The sequence below is a fragment of the Pseudoalteromonas sp. genome (assembly GCF_041629635.1).
Taxonomy (GTDB): domain Bacteria; phylum Pseudomonadota; class Gammaproteobacteria; order Enterobacterales; family Alteromonadaceae; genus Pseudoalteromonas.
This window is the reverse complement of record NZ_JBFKMX010000053.1, coordinates 1-24410: the sequence shown is the minus strand read 5'-3', so window position 1 is coordinate 24410 and position 24410 is coordinate 1. Positions and strand designations below refer to the sequence as shown.

Genomic DNA, 24410 nt, shown 5'->3' with positions numbered 1-24410 from the left:
GCTAATCAATTTGATTCTAAGAAAGGAGCCTCGGCTCCTTTTTGTGTGCTTGAAATTTATTGTTTTACAGTTAAGTGGCTTACTTAATGAATCTTAGCCGTAACGCACTTATAAATTGATAAAAGCCAAGCCTATTAAGTCAGCGTGTGATTTTAACGCTACTTAACACCCTAAAGCGTAAAGACGCTCCGCGTTACACTGCGCTAATCAAAGAGCTTGGCCTACGTCGCTAATCGATTTGATTCTAAGAAAGGAGCCTCGGCTCCTTTTTTTGTGCCTGAATTTTACTTTTGTTCAATAGAATAATTCATCGGATGGAATCAAAAGACTATCTTAAAGCCCTTTTTTGCGCTGCGAGACTACCATCTTTCGCGCTATGCAGTATACTAGCGCACAAGTTAATGACTTAGCCTCAAACATTGCTAAATCATTTACTTATTAAACTGATGCCAATTGTAGTAGTTAATCGATTTTGTCTTTGAAACTGCAAATACGATTACCTACTGTAATTGGTGTTATTCAAATAGTTATACATTTTAAAGGATTTTTTAATGCAACCAATTATTAAAAAATTTCAGTTTGGTCAACATGAAGTGACTTTAGAGACGGGTGCAGTTGCTCGTCAAGCAGATGCAGCAGTTATCGCGAGCATCGGTGATACAGCAGTACTTATCTCTGTAGTAGGTAAGCGTGACGCAGCACCTGGTCAAGATTTCTTCCCACTAACTGTTAACTACCAAGAGCGTATGTATGCTGCTGGTCGTATTCCAGGTGGTTTCCTTAAGCGTGAAGGTCGTCCAAGCGATGGTGAAACATTAACAGCACGTCTTATTGACCGTCCAATCCGTCCACTTTTCCCAGACGGTTTCGTAAACGAAGTACAAGTAATTGCTACAGTTGTGTCAATTGACCCAGAGATTAAGCCAGACATCGTTACATTAATCGGTACTTCTGCAGCGCTTGCTATTTCAGGTATTCCATTTAATGGTCCACTTGGTGCAGCGCGCGTTGGTTACATTAATGACCAATACGTACTTAACCCATCAACAACTGAGCTTGTAGAAAGTAAACTTGACCTAGTAGTAGCAGGTACTGAAAACGCAGTACTTATGGTTGAATCAGAAGCTGAAGTGCTTTCAGAAGACGTGATGCTTGGCGCAGTTGTATACGGCCATGAGCAATCTCAAGCGGCTATTCAAGCAATCAAAGAGTTCCAAGCTGAAGCGGGTAAGCCAGCATGGGATTGGACTGCACCAGAAAAGAATGTAACGCTTGCAGACAAAATCGCAGCGATTGCAGAAGAGAAAGTAGGCGCAGCTTACTTAATCACTGATAAAGTAGCACGTAAAGAAGCGATTTCTGCTGCTAAAGCAGAAGTAGTTGAAAAACTAACGGCTGAACTAGCAGAAGACGAATCACTTGATGAGCAAGAAGTTGGTAAACTATTCGGCTCATTAGAGAAGAAAATCGTACGTGGCCGTATCATTGCTGGCGAAAAGCGTATCGACGGTCGTGAACCAGATATGGTTCGTGCGTTAGACGTAATGACAGGCGTATTACCGCGTACTCACGGTTCAGCTATCTTCACACGTGGTGAAACTCAAGCACTTGTAACAGCAACACTTGGTACAGAGCGTGATGCACAGATGATCGACGACCTAACAGGCACTAAGACAGATCGTTTCATGCTTCACTATAACTTCCCTCCATACTGTGTTGGTGAAACTGGTTTTGTTGGTTCGCCTAAGCGTCGTGAAATCGGTCACGGTAACCTAGCGAAGCGTGGTATTGCAGCAGTAATGCCAAGCCTTGAAGAATTCCCGTACTCAGTTCGTGTGGTTTCAGAAATCACAGAATCAAACGGCTCTTCTTCAATGGCGTCTGTATGTGGTACTTCTCTTGCGCTTATGAATGCAGGTGTACCAACTAAAGCATCTGTTGCGGGTATCGCAATGGGTCTAGTGAAAGAAGGCGACGACTTTGTTGTTCTTTCTGACATCTTAGGTGATGAAGATCACTTAGGTGATATGGACTTTAAAGTTGCTGGTTCAGCTGAAGGTGTAACTGCACTACAAATGGATATCAAGATTGAAGGTATCAATAAAGAAATCATGCAAATCGCGCTTAACCAAGCAAAAGCGGCTCGTATGCACATTCTTTCTGTAATGGACCAAGCAATCGACAAGCCAAGCGAAGAGCTTTCTGAGTTTGCACCACGTATCTACGTTGTAAACATTCCACCTAAGAAAATTGCTGATGTTATCGGTAAAGGTGGCGCAACAATCCGTGCACTAACGGAAGAAACAGGTACAACAATTGAAATCGAAGATGATGGTACAGTTAAAATTGCTGCAACGAACGGCGAAAGCGCACGCGCTGCAATCGCTCGTGTTGAGCAACTAACAGCAGAACTAGAAGTAGGTACTATCTACTCAGGTAAAGTTGTTCGTATCGTTGACTTTGGTGCGTTTGTAAATGTATTACCAGGTAAAGACGGCTTAGTACACATTTCGCAAATCAGCGAAGAGCGTGTAAACAACGTTGCAGATCACCTGAAAGTAGGTGACGAAGTACAAGTTAAAGTACTTGAAGTTGACCGCCAAGGCCGTGTACGTCTAAGCATCAAAGAAGCGATGAAGAAAGACGATGCACCAGCTGAAGAAAAAGCATCAGAAGAATAAGTCGATTAAATAGACTTAGCGATAAAAAAGGGGCTGTATAGCCCCTTTTTTTATGCTCTAATAGCAAGGAGGTAAATTTTAAGGATAGATTTTAGTGAATAAATTGAAACGGTTTTTTGCAACGTTAACGATAGGCGCAAGCCTAGTTGGTTGTCAGGCAACAAATGAGACTGAAACGGGAGATCACCCGGTTGTAAACGTTCCATTTGCAGGCCCATTGCAACATGACTTTCGGAAAGAGTTGGAAATTGCCCGCATCAATCAAGCGCTAAATAATGTTGACATTACCACTGAGCAACGAGCCGGTTTGCATCATAAGCGTGGTGCCTTATATGACAGTGTTGGTTTATCAACGCTCGCTCGCCTCGACTTTAACTATGCCTTAAAACTAAAACCTGATTTTGCTGAAGTGTATAACTTTACTGGTATTTATTACACGTTAAGCATGCAATATGATCAGGCATATGAAAGTTTTGATGCGGTAATCGAATTATTACCCGATCATCAATATGCCTACCTTAACCGTGGTATTGCACTTTATTATGGTTCGCGTCCCGATCTCGCTGAATATGATTTAAAGAAATTTCTAGCAGCAGATAAAACCGACTCTTACCGTGCTGTTTGGGTTTATTTAGCAACGCGTAAAGTAGATGCAGAGCGCGCATATAATGAATTAAAGCAACATGCAGTTGAACTTGACCAAACACGATGGTCTTATCAACTGGTGCAGTACTTTTTAGGCGAGCTTTCTGAGCGTGATTTATTGCTTAATGTGCAAAAAGAGTTAACCAGCCATCGTGAATACCTTGAGCGTCTTTGCGAAGTTTATTTCTACCTTGCTAAAGATGCAGTATCTGACAATAAGCCGTTAAAAGCAGAAGACTATTTTAATTTAGCAATGGCTACTAACGTGTATGAATTTGTTGAATATAAATATGCGCGATTAGAATTACGTTTACTTTACAGCGATGATCAAACACCTGACGAAATCCAGTGAAGTGGTTAATTGTTGTTGTTTTAAGTAGCTTACTTTCATCAAGCTACTGTTTTAATGAAAAACGCCTATTACAGGCGTTTTCTGCTTATCCAATCCAGCTCTATGCTACCTTAGCTCACTTTGCACTTTTGCCCGATGTCGATGACTTTCGAGACTCGACTGATCACCTTCGAGTGTATGCTAATTTTAAAAACCCAGATGCAGAAGCTTTATTAGCGGAAGCGTTTATTGAAAATGCGAGCCTCTACCAAAGCACCTTGTTAATTGCGGGTAAAAATGGGTCGACGCTTGCCAAACGAAAGCTTGAAGATTATTTAAAATCAACCAATCAATGGTTAGCAATTCGAAATCTACCCTGGCAGCTAACAGAGCCTTTACAAACTGAAGTTGCAATGGCGCTCAGACAACCGCTTGGCAAAACGGCTCTTCAAACATCCTTAATTTACCCATCGACTAGGTGTGATGAAAAAGTGATGCTAGTTGTTACTGATTTAAACAGTTTTAATCACGTTACAGCGCTTAAAAAGCGCTTTGAGGCGACGTTTGACTTACCAGTATGTTTTAGTGAGCCAGTCTATTTTGATGCCACTAAAATAAGTTGCTCAGATAATTCAAAAACACGTATCCACTGTGTTTTAACCAATAACGAGGTGTTAGCGAGTTTTAGTTACGATAAATTAGCGTTTTTTAGTAAACAGGGGATCGCCAATGCCTACGCAAATCAGCTGCATATGAGTTATCTCCAATCAGAGCGCGTTTTACTCCATGAACTAATGCACTTATATGGCTTTATTGATGAATACCCGCTAAAAAAAGCGCTGGCTCAGCGTGTGTGTAATGTTGATAAGACAACAAGAATTGCTAAAAACATTGTGGTATTGCCAAATTCAAATGATGCAGCAGATCGAATTTCTTTTAATGGGCAGGATTGGTTTAGAGCAAATACCTGTGATAATGCAACAGGGCAGGCATACAAACCCGTTTCTGTAACGTCAAACTTAGAGCTGTTAGATTTGCCATTACCGAATTTGTATAAGATTTGGTTACAGCAAGCGATGTTAAAAGGTAACAACTTGTAGTTATAGATTTACACCGTTTTTCGATAGTCTTTATTCAGTATTTACACTATATTTATTAAATCCATGAAATGGCTCGATTTGTGTTCATTTACATACGCTTAATCTAGACATGATAGTCGTTTCTAAAGTATAAATAGAAGAATGTATGCATAGCGCAATCATGCGCGGCTACGCAACTTACTTGCTAGCATAACTCATGCTTTCACCTTGTTTCTAAATAGGGAAAAGCCAAAGGATAAAACTATGTCATTAATGTGGATACCTCTGTTATCCCTGTTAGGCAGCTTTTTTGCAGCGACGACTAATAAATTTTCTCGATCTAACGCGGCACTAGCGATTGCAATTTTTCCATTTGTAGCGCTTGCTATCGTTCTCTATCACGCAACAAGTGTACTTGATGGAAGTGTCATTCGAGAAAGTATGCAGTGGATCCCATTGCTCGGGATTAACCTAAGTTTTCGACTAGACGGTCTTGCATTATTATTCTGTCTAATGATTCTAGGAATTGGTCTACTAATTATTCTATATGCTCGTTATTACTTGAGTAGTAATGACAACATGGCGCGTTTTTACACCTTTTTGATGTTGTTTATGACTGCGATGCTAGGTATCGTGTTATCAAATAATGTGATTCAAATGTGGGTTTTTTGGGAACTTACCAGTATCAGTTCATTCTTGCTTATCAGTTATTGGTGGCATACATCAGAAGCGCGTCAAGGCGCGCGCATGGCGCTCACTATTACCGGAGGTGGTGGTCTTGCGCTGTTAGGTGGTTTAATTTTATTAGGTAATATTGTTGGCAGTTATAATCTTGATGATATTCTTAACAATGGTCATGTTATTAAAGAGCATACGCTTTATCCGGTAACCCTAGTTCTTATTTTATTAGGTGCATTTACCAAATCTGCGCAATTCCCATTTCATTTTTGGTTACCCCATGCAATGGCGGCACCTACACCAGTAAGTGCGTATTTACACTCTGCAACAATGGTTAAGGCGGGTATCTTCTTACTTGCGCGTTTTTATCCTGCATTATCAGGTACTGAATTGTGGTTTGCGATAGTGACACTAACAGGTTTAACAACCTTAATTGTGGGCGCTTATGTCGCACTATTTAAGCATGACCTAAAAGGATTATTAGCGTATTCAACCATTTCTCATTTAGGTTTAATCACCTTATTACTTGGTTTAGATACTGAAATGGCCGCAGTCGCAGCGATTTTCCATATTATTAATCATGCTACCTTTAAAGCTTCGCTATTTATGGCAACAGGTATAATTGATCACGAAACTGGCTCACGCGATATGCGAAAGCTCAATGGTTTATGGAAATATCTACCTTATACCGCAACGCTAGCAATGGTTGCAGCTGCATCGATGGCAGGTGTGCCACTGTTAAATGGCTTTTTGTCCAAAGAAATGTTCTTTGCTGAAACACTTCATCAACATGTATTTGGGTCAATGTCGTGGCTAATTCCAGTACTGGCAACATTGGCGGGCGCTTTTTCAGTCGCTTATTCAATGCGCTTTATTCACGATGTATTCTTTAACGGTGAGCCAATTGGCATTAAAAAAGACATTCATGAACCACCACGGTATATGCGCGTTCCAGTGGAGGTACTGGTTGCTATATGTATTATTGTCGGGATGTTCCCCAATTTTGTTGTTGATTCAATTCTTGCGAGTGCTTCTTTGTCTGTGGTTGGCGATGGTTCGTTACCTCAGTATAGCCTGGCTATATGGCATGGCTTAAACCTCCCCCTGTTGATGAGCTTCCTTGCAGTTAGCGTTGGTTTATTGATTTATTGGCAACGAAAATATTTGTTCCAGTTTAATGCGTCGCTGCCTGAAGTTGATCCTAAGAAGGCATTTTTAAATGGACTTGATTATATTGTTACGTTTTCTGAGAAACTCATTTTCCGCATGGAAACTGGCTCACTGCAACGTTATATTGCGTGGCTTTTAGTAACTGTACTTGTATTTGCTGGCATTCCGTTGTTTGACATGCTTGAACTCTCAGGTGAACAAACATTACAACCAATTGATCCACATAATGTAATTGGTGCAGGTTTATTGATTGTCGGTGCTGTAGCAACCGTCATTTCTCATCGTTCAAGATTGACATCATTATTAATGATCTCAATTGTAGGATTGATGGTATCGGTAGCGTTTACGCGTTTCTCAGCACCAGATTTAGCATTAACGCAGTTAACGGTTGAAGTTGTAACCATCGTATTGTTGATGCTTGCGCTGTTTTTCTTACCGCATCGTACACCGAAAGAGTCAACCTCGTTAAGGCTTGTTCGTGATGTGGGTATTGCATCTGCAGTGGGGGTGATTATTGGTTCTATTTGTTATGCAATTATGACCCGTCCTCTTAATTCGATTTCACAATTTTTCATTGAAAACGCAAAAGTTGGTGGCGGTGGTACTAACGTGGTTAACGTTATTTTGGTTGATTTCCGTGGTTTTGATACCTTAGGTGAAATTACCGTATTAGGTATTGCTGCACTGGGTATTTATAAACTATTACTCAATTTACCGCTCTTTATGCCTGCTAGTGATGGTGAAGGTCGTCCTTGGGCAATCGAGCGCTATCCAATGTTGCTTGCCAGTATTTCACAAGCACTATTACCACTTGCATTAATGGTAAGTGTGTATATTTTCCTTCGCGGTCATAACTTGCCAGGTGGTGGATTTATTGCAGGTCTTATTACCGCGATAGCGATGATCTTGCAATATATCGCGCGAGGCTCAGATTGGATTTATTCATGTTTAGATATTAACTACCGTAAAATTATTGCATTTGGTATCGCAATCGCCTTTATAACGGGTATTGGTAGTTGGTTCTTTGACAGACCATTCTTAACCTCATGGTTTGATTATTTCGATATTCCATTTATCGGCAAAATAGAATTAGCAAGTGCGATTGCATTTGATTTAGGAGTTTATTTAACGGTAGTAGGTGCAACCTTAATGATTTTAGCAAGTTTAGGTAAACTGACTTTAGCGAGCCAACATAAGGAGCCAAAATAATGGAAGTACTTTATGCAACTTGTGTTGGAGTGTTATTTGCCTGCGGCGTGTTTTTGATTTTACGTGCTAGAACGTTTCCCGTAGTACTGGGTTTGACCATGATGTCGTATGGAGTAAATTTGTTTTTATTCGCATCAGGTCGAATTCACAGCAACAAAGCTGCGGTGTTAGGTGAGTCTGCGCAATATGCTGACCCATTACCGCAAGCTCTGGTGCTTACTGCGATTGTAATTGGTTTTGCAATGACTGCATTTGTGGTGATTTTAGCTATCCGTGCTCGTGCGGACTTGGGGCATGATCATGTTCATGCACGTTTTCCTAAGATTAAAGGCAAGGAGTCGTAACCGTGCCACATTTTGTTTCTTTGCCGGTATTAATGCCGATGTTGGCAGGCATTTTATTATTATTGCCACCATCGGGGAAAAATCTTCAAGCGCGGCGAATTGTATCGAGCGTTATGGCAGTTTTAACGTTTGCAGTTAGTGCTTACATGTTAAAAAATGCATTGAACGGCGAAATTTTTGTTTACGCTATTGGTAACTGGCAAGCACCCTTTGGTATTGTTTTAGTTGCTGATGTAATGTCATCACTGTTAGTAGCATTGACCTCGTTTCTTGCAATGGTCTGCGTGTTCTATTCGTTGTGTGGAGATGATGAGGCTGGTAGCTTTTTCCATCCGCTATTACACTTTTTACTGCTAGGGGTGAATGGTGCGTTTTTGACAGGTGACCTCTTCAACCTCTTTGTATTCTTCGAAGTATTGTTGATTTCATCTTATGCTCTATTAATGCACAGCTCGGATAAACACAAAACCCAATCTGCATTGCACTACGTTGTTTTAAACTTAGTGGGTTCAAGTGTTTTCCTAGTTGCGCTAGGTATTTTATACGGAGTGCTTGGTACCTTAAATATTGCTGATATGGCGCTTAAAGCTGGTGAATTATCAGGTGATGATCGTGCACTGTTAAACATTGGTGGCATGCTACTTCTTATTGTATTTGCACTAAAAGCAGCGGTGATCCCACTGCAATTTTGGTTACCAGCAACCTATGCATCCGCGTTACCAGTAGTTGCTGCGCTTTTTGCCATTATGACAAAAGTCGGCATTTATGCCATCATCCGTGTCTATCCAACGATTTTTGTTGAACCAAACAGCGTATCTACACATATCGCACAAGATTGGCTATGGCCTGGCGCAATCATTACTTTAATAATGGGTATTCTTGGTGTACTTGCCAGTAAAGATCTGCGTATGATCGTGGCAAACTTGGTGATTATTTCAATTGGTGCACTTATCGCGGCGATTGCATTTAACACCCCTGGGGCAATCGCAGCAGCACTTTATTACTTAATACACTCAACCATAGTAACGGCGGGTTTGTTCTTACTAGCCGATGTGATTGGCAAACAGCGTGGTAAAGTAGCAGTGCGTTTAGTGCCAGCAAAACCGGTTGGTCAGCCTATTTTACTGGGTACTAGTTTTGTTGTGTTTGTACTTGCTGTGGTTGGTATGCCACCATTCTCTGGTTTTGTTGGAAAAGTGTGGTTACTTCAAGAAGCTTTTAAAGTCGAAAAAGCAGCGTGGTTTTGGTCTGTTTATTTAGTGGTGTCGTTACTTATATTAGTGACCCTTACTCGCGCAGGCTCACAGCTTTTTTGGCGTCATAATGGTCAAGAGCCCTCAGAAACTAAAGCGACGACATACCAATTAATAGGTGTTATTAGCTTATTATTATGTTCGCCATTGCTGAGTGTTTTTGCTGGCCCAATAAGCGAAATTACAACATTAGCCGCTAGTCAAGTTTTTGATATTTCTGGCTTACAGCAAGCAGTATTAGGAGGTAAGTAAGATGCGTACCGATGCTCGTTTTAGCTTGTTTCCAACGCCGTTTAGAAGCATTTTATTATTTTTTGTCTGGCTGTTACTAAATAATAGTTATTCTCTAGGTCATATTGTTTTAGGTGCTTTCTTAGCGACCCTAATTCCACTTGCTACTTTACGGTTTAGAGAGCCACAGCCTTTAATTATGCGTAAGTGGCTCGCCTTTAAACACTTTTTTTTGGTGCTTTACGATATTGTGACAGCCAATGTGCAAGTGGCATTCTTGATTTCAGGGCCGATTAAAAAGTTGCGCCCTGCATTTGTAAAGGTGCCACTGGATCTAACTCATGAAATGCCAATTACGCTTTTAGCAAGTACGGTTTCATTGACGCCTGGAACAGTAAGTGCGGAAGTATATCCGTTTCCAGAGTCCTTAGCTAAAGACGAAAAAGTATCACAGCGTTATCTGCTTATTCACGTCCTTGATTTAAAAGATGAAGCAGAGCTAATTGCTACCATAAAACGTCGTTACGAAGCACCGCTTAAGGAGATTTTTCAATGTTAAGCAACGTTATATTAATTGTATCGGCAATGATAGGTGTGTCACTGTTACTTAATTTGTGGCGCTTGTTACGCGGACCATCAGTACCCGATCGTATTTTAGCGCTTGATACAATGTACATAAACAGTATTGCGCTGATTGTATTGTATGGCATTAAAGTTGCCTCAGAGCTTTACTTTGAAGCGGCACTGCTGATAGCAATGCTAGGTTTTGTGAGCACAGTTGCAGTGTGTAAGTTTTTATTACGTGGCGATATTATTGAGTAAATACTATGGCAGAGATTATTGTTTCATTACTATTGTTATTAGGCGGCGTATTTATTCTAATTGGTTCAATTGGTATGAATCGTATGCCTGATTTTTTTATGCGTCTTCATGGCCCAACAAAAGCCACGACGCTGGGTATGGCAGGAGTGCTGATTGCGTCAATTGTCTATTTTAGTGCGATTGTAAATGAGCCGAGTGCGAAAGAGATCCTGATTTCCATTTTCTTGCTGATCACCGCACCCATTAGTGGATATATGCTCATTAAAACCGCAATACACCATAAACTGAAAGCGCATAAAGGTACAAAGGGTATCGAAAATATCGAAGAAGACTAGTTTAATTTGGTATGTCTAGGTATTAAAAAAGACGCAGTATGCGTCTTTTTTGTTGGGCAGAAAACGGGGCTAATCCGCGTTTTTATCATTTAAATAGGTCACTTTGGCAATAAGACCAGCTTCTTTCTTCAGCTTTTCGTTTTGTTTTGCCACATCTGATACATTTAAATGCACTGTGTCTTTTACTTTTTGCGTACTAAAATCATTGATTTCAGTTTTTAGCTCAGCGTGAATACCATGTGTAAACTCTTCAATAGCGTTTGCTTCCTCTTTTGAAGGCGCTGCTAATAAAGAGAAGCTCGTCATTGCTGTAAAACACAGAATCCATTTGGTCATTTCAGTTATCTTCCTAATTGAACAAATTATATTTATGCTTCTGGGCAGCATAAATATTAAGTTTTTTAAAACATTACTTAATTATTTAAGAGGAAACCTATGGTTGGTTGGCGGTTTTTTCTCTTGGTGTAAATATTAACCAAGTTAATTGCCTTTTAAAAACGATGATTTATAATGCGTTCAGATAAAAAAAACTAATGAATGCGTCATCAGGTTGTCATGTCTAGAAGATTGCCCCCGTTAAATTCGCTTAAAGCGTTTGAAGCTGCTGCCCGCAACTTGAGTTTTACCAAGGCGGCAGATGAATTGTTTGTAACGCAAGCTGCGGTTAGCCACCAAATTAAAACATTAGAAGATCACTTAGGCTTAAAACTATTTTTACGTCGAAATCGCTCTCTTTTACTCACAGAGGAAGGGCAGGCGTACTTTTTGGATATCAAGGAAATTTTTACCCAATTAGTTGATGCAACTGAAAAGCTATTGGCACGCGGTGCTAAAGGTTCGGTGGCAGTGAGTTTAACGCCGAGTTTTGCTATTCAATGGCTGGTACCAAGACTGCAAGCGTTTAATGAACTTCATCCTGATATTGATATTCGAATTAAAGCCCAAGATTTAGATGAAAACTCATTAACCGATGATGTGGATGTCGCAATTTACTACGGCCGCGGCCATTGGAGTGGTGTACAAAGCCATAAACTGCATACTGAATATTTCGTGCCTTTGTGTAGTCCTTTATTACTTAATGGCCCTAAACCCTTAGCCGAACCCGCAGATCTACAGCATCATACCTTACTGCATGATATGACGCGTAAACCTTGGAAAAATTGGTTTAAAACTTTAGGTGTAAATAATTCTCGGGTAAACCAAGGGCCAATTTTTAGTCACTCGTCGATGGTGCTGCAAGCGGCAGTGCACGGTCAGGGTATTGCTCTTATCAATAGTGTATTGGCAAAGCCTGAACTTGACGCAGGGCGACTTGTTATCCCATTTAATCACCACCTAGAAAGTAAAAACGCGTTTTACCTTGTACTACGTGAATCGCAAACTGAGCTTGGTAAAATTGTGGCATTTAAAGAGTGGATGTTAAGCATGGTTGAAAAAGAGCAAATTGAGGCAGGTTTTAATGATTAACTGGGTTAAAGCTGATAATGCCAAAGCCCAGCTGATTTTTGCGCATGGTGCTGGTGCGGGTATGGATTCTGAGTTTATGCTAACCATGGCAGCCAATTTAGCAAAATTAGGTGTAGACGTTGGCCTATTCGATTTTGAGTACATGCAACAAGCCAAAGCTGAAGGAAAGAAGCGCCCGCCGCAGCGTGCACCAAAACTGTTGGAGTACTTTGCCAAAGTGATTGAATATGCAAACCCAGAATTACCTTTATTTATTGGCGGAAAATCAATGGGCGGGAGAATGGCATCAATGCTTGCATGCGAACACACCGTTGAAGGCGTTATTGCTTTTGGTTATCCATTTCACCCACCAGGCAAGTTAGATAAGCTGAGAATTGATCATTTCCCATCGCTAAAAGCACCGCTTGCGGTGATCCAAGGCGAGCGGGATACCTTTGGAAAAAAAGATGAGGTAGAAAGTTATCCAATATGCGATAATGTGACCACTTTTTGGATCTCTGATGGAGATCATTCATTAGTACCACGAAAAGCGAGTGGTTTAACCCAACTGCAAAATTGGCAAACAGCTGCTGAATTTGCATCTCAATTTATCGCAAAACAATTATGAGTAAGTTTATCTTAGCCACTGGCGGCATAATATGTGCGCTTGCTGTGATGTTAGGTGCGTTTGCTGCGCATGGACTTAAATCACACATTAGCCCAAGTATGATTACGGTGTTTCAAACGGGTGTGGATTATCAGTTTATTCATGGCTTAGCGCTTATTTTGTTCGGTATATTGAGCCATTTAGGGTACAGATTAAAGTGGGCCAGTATTTTTGCCATGTTAGGTGTTGTCTTTTTTAGTGGCAGCCTATACTTGTTGGCAACAACAGGTAGCAAAATTTTTGGCCCAATTACGCCAATAGGTGGCGTGTGTTTTATTGTGAGTTGGCTGATATTTACCATAAGTGTTGTAAAACATCAGTCAGTTCAAACTAAGTAAGTGAGAAAAATGTCAGCGATTGTTATTTATTGTCGACCGGGTTTTGAAAACGATTGTGCTGCTGAAATCAGCCACCATGCAGCACTTCGTGAAATTGGTGGTTTTGTAAAAGCGAAAGACAACAGCGGCTATATTACGTTTAACTGTTATGATCCGCTCGAAGCAGAAGTTGTTGTACGTAAATTGCCGTTTAAAGAAATGGTTTTTGCACGCCAGTGGTTTGTGGGTCAATTGGTAGATAAAATGCCAATTGAAGATCGTGTCTCAGCGATTTCAGCTGCGGTTGCTGAGTTTCCACTGTGTGGTGAATTACGTGTAGAAACACCAGATACCAACGACGGTAAAGAGCTGCAAAAGTTTTGTAAAAAGTTCTCAGTGCCACTTCGCAAAGCACTGGTTGCACAAGAGACTTTATTAGCCAATGAAGTGAAAAACCGTCCAGTATTGCATGTGATGTTTTTATCAAATAGCGCAGCTTATGTGGGTTTTTCTTACAGCTATAATAACTCACCGTTTTATATGGGTATTCCGCGTCTGCGTATGCCAAAAGATGCGCCAAGCCGTTCAACCCTAAAACTGGATGAAGCATTTCATGTATTTGTGCCTAAAGATGAACAGGAATCACGTTTGCAACCTGGTATGCGTGGTGTTGACCTAGGTGCATGTCCAGGTGGTTGGACATACCAGCTTGTTCGCCGTGGTATGATGGTACAAGCGATTGATAATGGCTCGATGGCAGAATCGCTAATGGAAACAGGCCAAGTTAAACATAAACGTGAAGATGGTTTTAAATTCCGTCCAGATAAACGTAATATCGACTGGTTGGTTTGCGACATGGTTGAAAAACCAATTAAAGTGGCAAACTTAATGATTGACTGGGCGGTAAATGGCTTTGTTAAAGAGCAAATCTTTAACTTAAAGCTGCCAATGAAAAAGCGTTTTGATGCGGTTTATCAGTGTTTAAATCTGATCCATGAAGAGCTAACTAAGTACAACATTAAGTATGAGCTACAAGCGAAACACTTATATCATGACCGTGAAGAAATCACTGTACATATTCAAATCTTAAAAGTACCTCAGAACGTATATAGTTAATTGTTTTGTTTAATTAAAAAAGGCTGCGTTTGCAGCCTTTTTTGTGTTTGTTTTAAGCTCGGTAATTAATACGGTAGTTCTCAACAAATAACCGTGTTGCACCACATACAGCCACAGGCATTACGATTAAGTTAACAATCGGTACCATACTAAAAATTAATACAGCAGCACCAAAGCCATAACTTAAGCCTTGTTTTTGTTTTAAGTGCAGGCGCGCTTCAACAAACGGAATTTTGTGATTATCAAACGGGTAATCAATGTATTGCACGGCAAACATCCACGCACTAAATAAAAACCACATTACCTGACCAAACACCGGAATAAATAACAGTAAAATTAAAAACAGCAGTGCTTTTGGTAAATAATAAACCAGTTTGGATAATTCGCGGCCAAGCATGCGCGGCACATCTTTTAGTAAGTCAGCTAACCCATCGTCATTAACTCGCTGTCCTGTTAAATACAGCTCAACTTTTTCACTCAGCAAGCCATTAAACGGTGCCGCAATAAAGTTGGTAATAACAGTAAATACCATGGAATAGATAAATAGCACGAGCAGTAATGCAATCGGCCAAATAATAAATTCCAGCCAAGATAAAAAGTCTGGCAAGTAGCCATTGACGTAGTTAACACCTTGCTCAATCCAACCGATAATAAAAAACAGCGAGCTACCAAATAACACAAGGTTAATTAATAGCGGGATCAGCACAAAGCGCTTTAACCCTTTTTGGCTAATTAAACTAAAGCCCGATAAAAAATATTCGAACCCTTTTCCTAACTGCATGGAAAACTCCAAAAAACAATGACTAACCTTGCTTAGTATAATAAGTCGAACAATGGCTTTAAACCAGATTTTACTGTTAAGCGTTACAAGTTGTTTCAATTAGGGTAAATCTGATAAAGTTGAGCTTTATTACTCTTATCAATTAGACAGTCAAATAAGAATAAAATGCGTCTAGCCTCAATTAAGCTCGCAGGTTTCAAATCGTTTGTTGAGCCAAGCAAAATTCCATTTCCTGATCAAATGACTTGTATTGTTGGTCCAAATGGTTGTGGTAAATCAAACGTAATCGATGCTGTGCGCTGGGTGTTGGGTGAAAGTTCAGCGAAAAACTTGCGTGGCGATGCCATGACAGACGTTATTTTTAATGGTTCAACCGAGCGTAAACCAGTGTCGCAAGCATCTGTTGAATTACTGTTTGATAATACTGAAGGGCGTTTGCCTGGTACATTGGCATCGCGTAACCAAATAGCGATTAAACGCTTAGTGACGCGAGAGGGTGTATCTCAGTATTACCTCAACGGCGAGAAATGTCGTAAACGTGATATTACCGATATTTTCCTAGGTACAGGGCTTGGCCCACGCAGTTATGCGATTATTGAACAAGGCATGATCTCGCGTTTAATTGAGAGTAAACCGCAAGATTTACGTATTTTTTTAGAAGAAGCTGCGGGTGTTTCAAAGTACAAAGAAAGGCGCAGAGAAACTCAAGCACGGTTAAATAGTACACGTGACAACCTTGAGCGTTTACTCGATTTACGTAATGAACTCGAAAATCAGCTTAACGTATTAACCGAACAAGCGGAAAAAGCGCGTACATACACCACGGCGAAAGCCAAAGAGCGCACCTTAAAAGCACAAATTTGCGTGCTTAAATGGCAGTCACTTCAACAAAAGCTATTAGAAAGCGAGGCAAAACTTCAAGACATTGATGAGCAGATTGCTTTTTTAACACAGGCTCATACTGGTCATGACGATGTTATTTTGGCTCTTAAATTAGCCATAGAGCAAGCCACTGACATGGTTAACGATGCACAGCATCAAGAGTTTCAGTTACGCAATAAATTAGCCCGTGATGAGCAGGATAAAATTCATAAGCAGGGGCAAAAAACGCAACTAATTCAGCGTATAGAGCAACTGCAAAGGCAATATCAGCAAATCACCCAAGAACAGCTCGACACCAAAGAAAGCCATCAAGAACAACAAGCGCAGTTATCGCTTTGCCAAGTAGAACTCACAGAATATGAAGAGCTGCTTGAATTAAGTCATGCAAAGTACGAAGAACAAAAAATAAAACAAGATGATTTTTATAACACTTACCAAGCCAGTTTAGGCGAAAACCAAACCTTGATGCAAAAGCAGCAAACTTTACAAACAGCAGTTTCATCGCTCAAGGTAAAAGAAGCAACCCTTAAGCAACAACATCACGCTGCCAGCGAGCAACAAATAAAGCTGCAAGATGAGTGCGCTAAGATTAAAGGGCAATTAGCGTCATTTAAACTTGATGACATAAAAGCAAAACATAGTAAAACGCGCAGCGATTTAACAGAGTTAAATAGCGAAGTACAGCAGGCACAAACAACGCTTTTGCAAAAACAAACCTTGCTTAATGAGGCTCAGCGTGAATTACAGGCGCTTCAAAGTAAACGCGATGCGTTGGCGCTGGTGTTAAGTGAACAGACGGATAATTCAACTGCGTGTAAAAACCTGCTTTCTTCACTTAAGGTAAGTGATGACTGGCAACTTGCCGTTGAAGCCAGCTTATTTAATTTAAGTTTTGCAGCACTTGTTGATGAACTTGATAAAAACTTATTACAGCCACAAATTTGGCCGCAGCAAAAAAGCGCAGTGGTTGGAACACTTGCTGAAAAAGTAATTGTTGGTGAATACCCAAGTTATTTTAATGAGATTGCCGTTGTTGAAGATGTAAACGAGTTACAAATTGACTTTTGGCAAAGTACATTTTTGTTTGCTGTCGACAAAAAAGGTAACTTACGTGGCGCAAATTGGTTTTTGCCTTGTCAATTTGACCGTGAAAACTCACTGCTGGTTAAACACCAAATACTAAATAGCATTGAATCATCACTGCCAACGTCTGAGCAAAACTATAAAAAAGCACAGACTGCTTTAAATGCACAGCAAAAAACGCTTCAAAAACTACAAAATGCAGAGCAAGAGTTACAAATCACATTTAGTGAACTAGAGCGAGAGCTTACATTAAAACAAACTGAATATACTTATGCTGAGAAGCGCTTAGCTGAACTAACACAGCAAGGCGAAACACAAACGCAATTACAGTCACAAATTGACGAAGAGCTAGTGAAACTTGAAGCTGAGAAAGCGCCACTAGAAGCAAAATTTGATGAGATAGAAGAGAGACTCACAGCAAGTAAAGAGAGTCAATCAAGCCTAGAGGCGGCTTATCACAATGCCAAATTGGTTACCCGTCAATTACAAACAGCATGGGAAAGTGAAAAAAACCAATTTCACAAAATTCAATTGCATCTTCAAACAGTACAAAACCAAGCTGTACTGAGCGAATCTAAACTAAACCAGTTTGCGGCACGTTTTGAAGAGCTAAATGAGCAGCTTGAAGAAGCAAAGCTTGCCCTTGAAGAAGTGCAACTGCCGCTCGTTGAACTTGATGAAGCCATTGCTGAGCAGCATTTAATGCTGGAGGCGCAAATAGAACAAAAAGCGCTAAAACAGCAAGCACTTGATGATGCCAAAGAAAAGTTAAAACAAGCAGAGTCAGGTATAGGTACTGAGCAACAAAAATTAGATGCACTTAAGCAAACAAAACAAAATATTGTATTAGAGCAACAGAGCTTCCAACTGAAATCAGAGGCGGCACTAGCGCCTCTAGCTGAACTAAATATGCAGTTAAAAGAAGTAATTGCCCAATTACCAGAAGACGCAAAGCTCGCCTCATTACAAAGCCAATTGACGAAAGTTTCGAATGAGATTAATGAGCTTGGTGCAATTAACTTGGCGGCCATTGAAGAGTTTGATAAAGCATCTACGCGGAAAAATTACCTAGATCAACAATATGAAGATTTAGTTAGTGCACTGGAAACATTGGAATCTGCCATTGTTAAAATTGACCGCGAGACTAAGCAGCGCTTTAAAACCACCTTTGATCAAGTTAATAATGGTTTACAAAACTTGTTTCCAAAAGTATTTGGTGGCGGCTCAGCGTATCTTGAACTGACATCGGATGATCTGCTCGATACGGGTGTTGCAATAATGGCAAGGCCACCAGGTAAAAAGAATGCCACAATTCATTTATTAAGTGGCGGTGAAAAAGCACTAACGGCGTTGTCGTTGGTTTTCTCAATTTTTCAATTGAATCCCGCACCATTTTGTATGTTAGATGAAGTAGATGCGCCACTGGATGATGCGAATGTAGGTCGTTTTTGCCGTTTAGTGGAAGAAATGTCACAAGACGTACAATTTGTGTATATTAGTCATAACAAAATAGCCATGGAAATGGCTGCACGTTTAACGGGTGTTACAATGGCAGAGCCTGGTGTATCACGTATTGTGGCTGTAGATATTGAAAAGGCATTAGAAATGTCTGAGTCAGCATAAAGCAAACGCAAATTTGGTATAAATTATCAGCAACTAGTCTTATCAGTTCACTTTGCATAAGATAAGCAGTTGAAATTAATCAGCGGTTGCTTAATAATTTTGTAAATTAGAAAAAATTTAAGGGTACTTGAATGAGTGACGAACTAAGGTGGGTGTTAATTATTGGTGGTGCGTTAGTAATTGGCGGCGTGCTGCTTCATGGCCTTTGGTCGATTCGTAAAAATGACAGCCACATACTTGTTCAAGAACCAAGTGACACACCAAATAAAGATGATGTTGCACCAGCAAGTGAAAAATCAACCGTTGTTGAGCCTAAAATGGATGCAAAGTTGAATGTAAATGATGAGCCTGAATTAGGTGACTTATCGATTAGCATTGATGACGATGAACCTCAGGCGAAAGTAACTCCTGAACAAGAGCAAGCACCAGAAGGTAAAACCCTAGTGCAAGATTACATCATTATTCATGTTCAAACGGAAGAGGGCTTGCCAATGCAAGGCTCATCGTTATTGCCGCTGCTGTTAACGTTAGGCTTTAAGTATTCTGAAGATGGTTTCTTTAACCGTCATGAAGATGCATCGGGTCAAGGTCCTGTATTATTCCGATTAGCCAACATGTTTAACCCTGGCACGTTTGATATCGACAACATGGAACAGTTTTCAACTGAGGGAGTAAGCTTATTTATGACTCTGCCATGTGCAGGGGATAGTTTACCGTCGTTCAATATGCTTCACAGTGCAGCAAAGAAAATTGCCGATGAATTTAGCGCGACAATTTTAGACCATAATCGTCAGGAATTAGATGTTGCCACTGTTAGACAGTATGTGGAAAAAATTAGAGAGTTTGACGGTCTATAACGTCAGCGTTACACATTATATAAAAGCCACCGTTTGGTGGCTTTTTTAGCTATTAAGAGGAAGTCACCGTGAGCGCGGCTGAGCAAATTAAGCAACTTAAAGCACAAATCGAAAATCATAATTATCAATATTATGTGCTTGATAACCCAACCATCCCTGACGCTGAATATGATCGCTTAATGCGTGAATTAATCGCATTAGAAGAAGCTAACCCCGAACTTAAAAGTGCCGATTCACCAAGTCAAAAAGTGGGGGGTATGGCGCTAGCAGCGTTTGACAAGGTAAATCATGAAGTGCCAATGTTGTCACTTGATAATGCATTTGATGAAGAGGAATTTCATGCGTTTGATAAACGCATGAAAGACCGTTTAAAAGATAGCACTGACCTTACATTTTGCTGTGAACCAAAGCTTGACGGCTTAGCGGTATCTATTCTTTACGAAAATGGTGTGCTGGTGCGCGCTGCAACACGCGGTGATGGCCAGGTAGGTGAAAACATTACTGAGAATGTAAAAACCATTCGCAATGTGCCACTGCGTTTACGTGGTGAATCTATTCCTGCGCGTTTAGAAGTGCGCGGTGAAGTATTTATTGATGATAAAGGCTTTGCCAAGCTAAACCAAGCGCAACAAGAAAAAGGGGATAAAACCTTTGCTAACCCACGCAACGCAGCGGCAGGTAGCTTACGTCAATTAGATCCTAAAATTACCGCTTCTCGCCCATTAATGCTCTATGCCTACAGCACTGGCGTTGTTGAGGGCTTTGAGTTAGCAAATACGCATTTTGAGCAACTAATGCAGCTGAAAGAGTGGGGCTTACCAGTATGCCCTGAAATCCGAACGGCTAATAATGCCAAAGAAGCCTTTGCCTATTATTCAGATATTCTTGGCCGTCGTGCAGCACTTGGCTATGAAATTGATGGTGTTGTAATTAAGGTTAACGATAAAGCCATTCAGCAAACACTGGGGTTTGTTGCTCGTGCGCCGCGTTGGGCGATTGCTTGTAAATTTCCTGCACAAGAAGAGCTTACCACGTTATTAGATGTTGAATTTCAGGTTGGCCGCACAGGTGCAATTACACCTGTTGCCCGTTTAGAGCCAGTCTATGTGGGTGGTGTAACTGTATCAAATGCAACATTACATAATGCAGACGAAATTGCCCGTTTGGGTGTGCATATTGGTGATACCGTGATTATTCGCCGTGCAGGGGATGTGATCCCGCAGGTTGCAAGTGTCGTGCTTGAGCGCCGCCCAAGTGATGCCAAAGAGATTGTTTTCCCAACAACGTGCCCAGTGTGCGATTCACACATCGAACGCATCGAAGGGGAGGCCGTCGCCCGTTGTGGTGGTGGTTTAGTATGTGAAGCACAGCGTAAAGAAGCGATTAAGCATTTTGCCTCACGTAAAGCACTTGATGTGGATGGTTTAGGCGATAAAGTGGTTGAGCAACTGGTTGATCGCAAATTGATTCAGACCCCTGCAGATTTATTTAGTTTAAGCCAAGGGCAGATTGAATCTCTGGAGCGTATGGGGCCAAAATCGGCCGAGAATTTAGTTGCTGCACTTGAAAAAGCGAAGCAAACCACACTCGCTAAATTTTTGTACTCACTGGGTATTCGCGAAGTAGGCGAAGCGACAGCGCAAAATTTAGCAAATCATTATAAAACTTTAGAGGCACTTCAAAACGCGTCTATAGAGGGCTTGCAGGACGTATCTGATGTCGGTGAAGTAGTTGCTAAGCATGTTTATTACTTCTTTAAAGAAGAACACAACCAAACGGTAATTGAGGCATTAATTGCTGCTGGTTTACACTGGCCGGCAATTGAAAAAAAATCGCAAGATGAAATGCCTCTTGATGGCTTAACCTATGTGCTTACCGGCACTCTTAATCAAATGGGCCGTAGTGAGGCAAAAGCAAAACTGCAAGCATTAGGGGCAAAAGTATCGGGTAGTATTTCAGCAAAGACAAATGCGCTTATTGCCGGTGAAAAAGCGGGCTCTAAACTTACTAAAGCACAAGATTTAGGTGTTGAAGTGTTGACAGAAGATGACATGCTAGCCCTTTTTGCAAAATACGAGTAAACAATGTCAGAGGTTGTAAACTTTTTTTCATCGTTAAATAGCCAAGTTGCGACTTGGCTTTCACCTTATCTTAGTAAGATAGTATTAATTGCTTTAATTTGTTTAACTGCGATATACGGAGCCAGCCTAAATAAGGCAGTTAAACGGTTAATTGGTCAGCAGAACTTTTTTGCGCGTACGCTGGTGTTCATTCTTGTTACAGGCGTCGGTGTAGGCAGTTTAATTGTATTTGTGAATCCTTATTTAGTGCGCTTATTTCACCAAATAGAGCGAGGTTTCTTACCTTTGGTTGTGTTTGCTTTGTTTGTGGTACTAGGCGTGCTGGCTGATAGGAAAAATCAAGTATGAGCCGTTTTGGCCCAGAGTATTGGGATAAAAACGGTTATTTTAGAGCGCCAATCGGCTTTGTGCTTGTGTTAGTGCTGCTTTTAAGGCCTTATATTTTATGGCTATTTGCGGCGGCATCACGACGTGAAGATTTAAACTTAATGGCGATTTTCTACCCGCAAAAACAACAGTTTTTTGTTGCACTTGCAATCGCTGGACTAAGCATCATTGTCACCTTTTGCTATTTGTTTAGGCGCCCAAATGCTATGCAGTGGCCTAAATATATTTGGCGCTATGCGCGCTGGTTATTGCTTGCTAATGTTGTGATGGATTTAACTTGGTCGCTACTACAAGCAAAAAGCCAGTATTACAGCTTCTCAATCGGCTTAGCACTACAGTTAGTATTGCTCAGTTGGGCAGGTCTATACCTACTTAAAAGTCGTTATTTAAGCGTGTATTTTAATGAGTGGCCTGAGCCGGAAACAAAACAGGATGATTAGCTGTTAGAGAACTGACTTAATTAGAGGCATTAATTTTTCTAAGCGCGCTTGCTGTTCGTTATCTAATTTGGCGTTCGTAACCGTTTCAAAACAGCGTGAAATAAGCTCTTTATTAATGCTAGTGGGGTGTTTGTTGTCTAACATCACTTGCAGTAAGTTTAATGCTATATTGGTATTTTTGGGCATTACACGAAATGCTTGAGTAAAAAAACTAAGCGCTTCTTCATATTTGCCTTTCTCGTAACTGAGTACTGCATTGTTATTTAACTCTTTAGGCGAGTAACGTATTTCATCGCGCTCTTGCCGCTCTTGTTTTAAGTAAGCATTAAGCGATGTATTATCATTTTTATACTTTTCGCAGTGTTCAGCTAATTGTGTAAATAACTGATTTGCTTTGTAGTGCATACCTAATTCATGAAAAGCCTTAGCCTTATCTAAGGTGTCGTCAATCGAGCGGATTATTGGCTGATCTTCTAGTTGCTCAACTAGCGCAATGGCTTTGGCATGTTCATCTTTTAAGTAATGTATTCTGGCGTGAATTACATCGATTTGTTCTTGCGCTTTACTGTCAGGAAACTGTTTACGTAATTGTGCTAAACATTCATTACTTTGCCGAGTCAGGCGATTTATCATATCAGCTTGGTCAAGCGTAAGCGCATAATCAATGCCTGCTCGCGCCAAATTAAGGTAAATATCAGGTGTGTCATGCATGGAATGTTTGGCATACTTAACAATTTCTTTATTAACCTGAAAGTGTTTTTCGTGATCGTGGTTATATTTAGTTAATATAACAAGTTCCTCTTGACGCTCAATATTGCGAGGCGCTAGTTCAGAGGCGAGTGTCAAATACTCTTGGGCTTGTGTGAAGTTTTCTAAAAATAGTTCAAGTTTGCCAAGCAAATTATAACCGACCAAACGAGTTTCAGGTTTTGTCAGCATTACTTCTAAAATATTTTTTGCTTGGGCAAATTCACTGTTTTGAATATACGCTTCAACCAAACCAACTCTAGCCCAAGTAAACTTTTGAATATTAAGTACTGATTTGAAAAAGTCGATTGCTTCTGCTGTGCGGTTTAATTTGAGCAGCAATTCACCTCGCAGTTTTAGTAAAATAGGCGAAAGATGATTTTTGCTGCTGTCAGAAAGCATTTCGTTTATATGACGAAGCGCTTTAGAATCATTGCCTACATCAATAAAATCATAGATTTTAGCTAATGCTTGTTTGCGCTTTAATAGCTTTATTATGCGTTCACCAAACACTTTTATTGAGAAAGGTTTTGCTAAAAAGTCGTCGGGTTGCAATTCAATTACGCTATGCACTAAGCTGGTGTCGGTTTCAGCACTAATAAAAATAAAACCGCAAGTATGTTTAATTAAACGCTTAGTTTTTAACTCTTCATAAAGTTGATAGCCATCTTTCAACTTACCTAAGTTAAAAGAACACAGTACCAAATGAAAACTGTGCTCTTGGCAGAGGGCAAGTGCCATTTTTGCATTTTCAGCAATCGAAATATCACTAAAACCTAGGTTTTCAAGTGATTGTTTCATATAGCTTAAAGCTAAAGGTTGGTCATCTATCAGTAAGATACTAGATTCGTATAAGCGTTTATTTTTCATCGCATTTCTATCTGCGCAGTCATACATAAACTATATAAAACACCGAGAGTTGTCGCAATAAGATAGGGTATATTAATTTCTGTATTGATTTTAATGTTATTTTAAGGGGGTAACAATATGGTGGGTCGTACTGGACTTGAACCAGTGACCCTCGCCTTGTAAGGGCGATGCTCTCCCAACTGAGCTAACGACCCATATTGATTTTCTATAATGGTGGGTCGTACTGGACTTGAACCAGTGACCCTCGCCTTGTAAGGGCGATGCTCTCCCAACTGAGCTAACGACCCATTATAGATTTTAATTTAGTGGTGGGTCGTACTGGACTTGAACCAGTG

Annotated in this window: 21 protein-coding genes, 2 tRNA genes and 1 pseudogene; 19 read left to right on the top strand and 5 right to left on the bottom strand. The window is 40.4% G+C overall.

The window, feature by feature from the left end; all coding sequences use genetic code 11:
• Positions 1 to 131 precede the first annotated feature (131 nt).
• From ABYD77_RS09545 to ABYD77_RS09500, 10 genes and pseudogenes are all read left to right on the top strand, one after another.
• Positions 132 to 233, top strand: a pseudogene (locus ABYD77_RS09545) (30S ribosomal protein S15); the annotation flags it as partial.
• A gap of 318 nt (positions 234 to 551) precedes the next feature.
• Positions 552 to 2681: a polyribonucleotide nucleotidyltransferase gene (gene pnp / locus ABYD77_RS09540; RefSeq protein WP_372769268.1), complete on the top strand. Its 2130-nt coding sequence runs from the start codon at positions 552 to 554 to the stop codon at positions 2679 to 2681.
• 94 nt (positions 2682 to 2775) lie between these two features.
• Complete coding sequence (gene nlpI, locus ABYD77_RS09535) at positions 2776 to 3678, top strand: lipoprotein NlpI (RefSeq protein WP_372769266.1); 903 nt, start codon at positions 2776 to 2778, stop codon at positions 3676 to 3678.
• Positions 3675 to 4757 (top strand): hypothetical protein, encoded by a 1083-nt coding sequence (locus ABYD77_RS09530; RefSeq protein WP_372769264.1) that lies wholly within the window; start codon positions 3675 to 3677, stop codon positions 4755 to 4757. The genes nlpI and ABYD77_RS09530 overlap by 4 nt, the downstream gene beginning before the upstream one ends.
• A 243-nt stretch (positions 4758 to 5000) precedes the next feature.
• Complete coding sequence (locus ABYD77_RS09525) at positions 5001 to 7793, top strand: monovalent cation/H+ antiporter subunit A (RefSeq protein WP_372769262.1); 2793 nt, start codon at positions 5001 to 5003, stop codon at positions 7791 to 7793.
• Positions 7793 to 8137, top strand: a complete 345-nt coding sequence (locus tag ABYD77_RS09520; protein WP_372769260.1) for a Na+/H+ antiporter subunit C — start codon at positions 7793 to 7795, stop codon at positions 8135 to 8137. The genes ABYD77_RS09525 and ABYD77_RS09520 overlap by 1 nt, the downstream gene beginning before the upstream one ends.
• A 2-nt stretch (positions 8138 to 8139) precedes the next feature.
• On the top strand, positions 8140 to 9642 hold the full coding sequence (locus ABYD77_RS09515; protein ID WP_372769258.1) for a monovalent cation/H+ antiporter subunit D: 1503 nt from the start codon (positions 8140 to 8142) through the stop codon (positions 9640 to 9642).
• A 1-nt stretch (position 9643) separates the two neighbouring features.
• Positions 9644 to 10180 carry a Na+/H+ antiporter subunit E gene (locus tag ABYD77_RS09510; RefSeq protein WP_372769256.1) on the top strand — a complete coding sequence of 179 codons (537 nt, stop codon included), beginning with the start codon at positions 9644 to 9646 and terminating at the stop codon, positions 10178 to 10180.
• A complete protein-coding gene (locus ABYD77_RS09505) occupies positions 10174 to 10443 on the top strand; it encodes a K+/H+ antiporter subunit F (RefSeq protein ID WP_372769254.1) in 270 nt (89 codons plus the stop codon). Before ABYD77_RS09510 ends, ABYD77_RS09505 begins: the two co-directional genes overlap by 7 nt.
• Positions 10444 to 10448: 5 nt before the next feature.
• On the top strand, positions 10449 to 10778 hold the full coding sequence (locus ABYD77_RS09500; RefSeq protein WP_274761214.1) for a Na+/H+ antiporter subunit G: 330 nt from the start codon (positions 10449 to 10451) through the stop codon (positions 10776 to 10778).
• Positions 10779 to 10847: 69 nt separating this feature from the next.
• Here the strand turns inward: ABYD77_RS09500 and ABYD77_RS09495 are convergent, their stop codons facing one another.
• Positions 10848 to 11114: a hypothetical protein gene (locus ABYD77_RS09495; protein ID WP_372769252.1), complete on the bottom strand. Its 267-nt coding sequence runs from the start codon at positions 11112 to 11114 to the stop codon at positions 10848 to 10850.
• A gap of 219 nt (positions 11115 to 11333) precedes the next feature.
• On the opposite strand from ABYD77_RS09495, the gene ABYD77_RS09490 reads away from it, so the two are divergent.
• The 4 genes from ABYD77_RS09490 to rlmM are packed head-to-tail and all read left to right on the top strand — an operon-like array spanning position 11334 to position 14324.
• Complete coding sequence (locus ABYD77_RS09490) at positions 11334 to 12245, top strand: transcriptional regulator GcvA (RefSeq protein ID WP_372769250.1); 912 nt, start codon at positions 11334 to 11336, stop codon at positions 12243 to 12245.
• Positions 12238 to 12852 carry an alpha/beta family hydrolase gene (locus ABYD77_RS09485; RefSeq protein ID WP_372769248.1) on the top strand — a complete coding sequence of 205 codons (615 nt, stop codon included), beginning with the start codon at positions 12238 to 12240 and terminating at the stop codon, positions 12850 to 12852. The genes ABYD77_RS09490 and ABYD77_RS09485 overlap by 8 nt, the downstream gene beginning before the upstream one ends.
• Positions 12849 to 13229 carry a DUF423 domain-containing protein gene (locus ABYD77_RS09480; RefSeq protein WP_372769246.1) on the top strand — a complete coding sequence of 127 codons (381 nt, stop codon included), beginning with the start codon at positions 12849 to 12851 and terminating at the stop codon, positions 13227 to 13229. Before ABYD77_RS09485 ends, ABYD77_RS09480 begins: the two co-directional genes overlap by 4 nt.
• Positions 13230 to 13238: 9 nt before the next feature.
• Complete coding sequence (gene rlmM, locus ABYD77_RS09475; RefSeq protein ID WP_372769244.1) at positions 13239 to 14324, top strand: 23S rRNA (cytidine(2498)-2'-O)-methyltransferase RlmM; 1086 nt, start codon at positions 13239 to 13241, stop codon at positions 14322 to 14324.
• A gap of 52 nt (positions 14325 to 14376) precedes the next feature.
• Here rlmM and cysZ read toward each other — a convergent pair whose 3' ends face one another.
• Positions 14377 to 15105, bottom strand: coding sequence for a sulfate transporter CysZ (cysZ, locus tag ABYD77_RS09470; protein WP_372769242.1), 729 nt, complete (start codon positions 15103 to 15105; stop codon positions 14377 to 14379).
• Between the two features lie 165 nt (positions 15106 to 15270).
• On the opposite strand from cysZ, the gene ABYD77_RS09465 reads away from it, so the two are divergent.
• The 5 genes from ABYD77_RS09465 (at position 15271) to ABYD77_RS09445 (ending at position 22458) form a co-directional block, all read left to right on the top strand.
• Positions 15271 to 18693: an AAA family ATPase gene (locus ABYD77_RS09465; RefSeq protein WP_372769240.1), complete on the top strand. Its 3423-nt coding sequence runs from the start codon at positions 15271 to 15273 to the stop codon at positions 18691 to 18693.
• Positions 18694 to 18824: 131 nt separating this feature from the next.
• Positions 18825 to 19550 (top strand): cell division protein ZipA, encoded by a 726-nt coding sequence (zipA, locus tag ABYD77_RS09460; protein ID WP_372769238.1) that lies wholly within the window; start codon positions 18825 to 18827, stop codon positions 19548 to 19550.
• Between the two features lie 68 nt (positions 19551 to 19618).
• Positions 19619 to 21631, top strand: coding sequence for an NAD-dependent DNA ligase LigA (gene ligA, locus ABYD77_RS09455; protein ID WP_372769236.1), 2013 nt, complete (start codon positions 19619 to 19621; stop codon positions 21629 to 21631).
• Positions 21632 to 21634: 3 nt separating this feature from the next.
• Positions 21635 to 21979, top strand: a complete 345-nt coding sequence (locus ABYD77_RS09450; protein WP_372769234.1) for a DUF3392 family protein — start codon at positions 21635 to 21637, stop codon at positions 21977 to 21979.
• Positions 21976 to 22458 (top strand): DUF2919 domain-containing protein, encoded by a 483-nt coding sequence (locus tag ABYD77_RS09445; protein ID WP_372769232.1) that lies wholly within the window; start codon positions 21976 to 21978, stop codon positions 22456 to 22458. Before ABYD77_RS09450 ends, ABYD77_RS09445 begins: the two co-directional genes overlap by 4 nt.
• Positions 22459 to 22461: 3 nt before the next feature.
• Here ABYD77_RS09445 and ABYD77_RS09440 read toward each other — a convergent pair whose 3' ends face one another.
• From ABYD77_RS09440 to ABYD77_RS09430, 3 genes are all read right to left on the bottom strand, one after another.
• Positions 22462 to 24075, bottom strand: coding sequence for a response regulator (locus ABYD77_RS09440; RefSeq protein ID WP_372769230.1), 1614 nt, complete (start codon positions 24073 to 24075; stop codon positions 22462 to 22464).
• A 118-nt stretch (positions 24076 to 24193) separates the two neighbouring features.
• Positions 24194 to 24269 (bottom strand) — tRNA-Val (locus ABYD77_RS09435).
• 17 nt (positions 24270 to 24286) lie between these two features.
• Positions 24287 to 24362 (bottom strand) — tRNA-Val (locus tag ABYD77_RS09430).
• Positions 24363 to 24410 lie beyond the last annotated feature (48 nt).